This window comes from Streptococcus sp. 32226D021BW (assembly GCF_053545015.1).
Genome location: NZ_JBPPVC010000031.1, coordinates 1 through 2086, shown reverse-complemented (window position 1 = coordinate 2086; position 2086 = coordinate 1). Strand labels below are relative to the sequence as shown.

Below are 2086 nucleotides of genomic sequence, written 5' to 3'. Positions count from 1 at the left end.
AAAGGACTTAGTCCTGTCCAATACAGAACTAAATCCTTTCAATAATTATTTGTCCAACTTTTGGGGGTCAGTACATTGTGCCATCTCTTTTGCTTTACAAAATAAAGGGTTCGATTTTTAACTCTATCTGGTTACCATACTTGGCTAGTAAATCGTCTGCAAGAGGATGATAGAGGGTTCGTAATTGTTCAATCTTGTCTGGAAATTGCTTGCCAACGTAGTCAAATTTACACTCGATGGTTAAAAAGAGTTGATGGAAGAGTTCGTTGATCTGGTTCAGGCGGGCAATCATTTCTTCATCCTCTTTGAGAAAATCAGGGATTTCTGAGCGATTGTTGACAAAACCGTCAATGAGTTTTACAGGGAATGAGCCGTATTCTAAGACAAATTCGTACATAGTTTTCTCCTTTGTTATCATTATCCTAATTGTAACACAGATCGAAATATGACAAAAGAATTTCAACTTTATTGCAGTTTAAGTTTTGTTTAAATTTACTTTCAGTTTCGTTTAAAGGTTGTTCAGTAAACTAAGTATTGTCATCGAGGCGGATAACTGCTTAGAAGTTTTTAGATAAAGAGGGAAAAAGATGAAAACTAGAATCGTACAAAAACAATTTAAACGTAAAGAAACAAAATATATCGTTGATAAAGAAACTTTTGCTCTTTTAGAAAAAGATTTGCAGAAATATATGGTTTCAGATGAGTTTGCAACTTCAACCATTACGAATATTTATTTCGACAACGAAGAGTTCGATATGATTCAAGATTCCATTGCTAAGAAGAATGGTCGAGAAAAAATTCGGATGCGTGTCTACGATTCTAATCCTTCTGAATCAAGTCAAGCTTTTCTTGAAATCAAGAAAAAAGAAAATAAAATTGGCTATAAATACCGTTTAACCTCAAACCCTGTTTCTGTAACAAACTATATCGAAAATGGAGTGATTGATTCCACAATTAAAGACGATAAAGTTACATCAGAACTAGAGCAATTGAGAGAACGCTACGGGACGATTAAGCCTAAAATGTATATCTACTACGATCGTGTATCCTACAAAGGAATCGAAGATAGAAAGGTTCGTCTCACAATTGATAAGAACTTACTTTATCGAGATTACGATGTAGATGCCATGGAGGGCAAATTTGGTAAGGACCTTTTGGAACCAACAAAAGTCATTATGGAAGTGAAAGTTCCAGAAGAACGACCAGACTGGTTGGTAGCCCTGCTCGAAAAATACAAGATCGAAAAACAATCATTTTCAAAGTATGGCAATGCCTATAAGCTTGCCCACAACATCACTGGAGAGGAAGTAAGTCAACATGCAGCTGTTTAATAGTATCTTTTCAACTGCCAATAGCAGTATCACCTTAACACAGATGGCGATGGTCTTTGCAGTCAGTCTGTCTATGGGGGTGCTCTTAGCAGCTGTTTATAAATATAAATCCAATTATACAAAGGAATTTGTCATCACACTAAGTCTAATGCCGGCATTGATTGCAGTAATCATAGCATTGGTAAATGGAAATTTAGGAGCAGGTGTTGCGGTAGCAGGGACTTTCAGTCTTATTAAATTCCGTTCAGTGGCAGGTTCTTCAAAGGAGATGCTTGCAGTCCTTCTTGCAATGGCTATTGGTCTAGCGACAGGAATGGGCTTCCTAGGTTTGGCTGTCTTTATGACGGTCATCCTATCTGCTTGTATTTTGATTTTTGAGAACATCAGCTTTGCTCAAGTCAATCAAAATCGTCGTCATCTCTTGGTAACAGTACCAATGGACTTTGATTACGATCAATTTTTTGAAAATCAATTTGGTACATCTTGCAAGCAAGCTGACTTAATTTCCCTCAAATACAAGAAGAAAAAAGAAGCACTGATCTTAGAATATCAAGTTCTCCTCGATAAGAAGATTACAGACAAACATTTGGTAGATATAGTATTGTCAGCCGGTCCTTTGGATGTCGTATTGAACAAGCAAATGCCTAAGAAAAAATATTTATAAAATCAAAGAAGCCATGGATTTCTGAACTGCACCCCAAAAGTTAGACACAAAATCTAACGATTGGGGTGTTTTTCTTATGAAATTAAGTTAT

At 36.1% G+C, this 2086-nt stretch carries 3 protein-coding genes; 2 read left to right on the top strand and 1 reads right to left on the bottom strand.

The features are described from left to right. Positions 1-94 precede the first annotated feature (94 nt). Positions 95-397 carry a hypothetical protein gene (locus tag ACEE44_RS10285; RefSeq protein WP_332412314.1) on the bottom strand — a complete coding sequence of 101 codons (303 nt, stop codon included), beginning with the start codon at positions 395-397 and terminating at the stop codon, positions 95-97. Positions 398-587: 190 nt separating this feature from the next. Here ACEE44_RS10285 and ACEE44_RS10280 point away from each other — a divergent pair, with 190 nt between their 5' ends. Further along, a complete protein-coding gene (locus ACEE44_RS10280) occupies positions 588-1331 on the top strand; it encodes a polyphosphate polymerase domain-containing protein (protein WP_449172159.1) in 744 nt (247 codons plus the stop codon). After that, a complete protein-coding gene (locus ACEE44_RS10275) occupies positions 1318-1995 on the top strand; it encodes a DUF4956 domain-containing protein (protein WP_449172158.1) in 678 nt (225 codons plus the stop codon). Before ACEE44_RS10280 ends, ACEE44_RS10275 begins: the two co-directional genes overlap by 14 nt. The last annotated feature ends 91 nt before the right edge of the window (positions 1996-2086 follow it).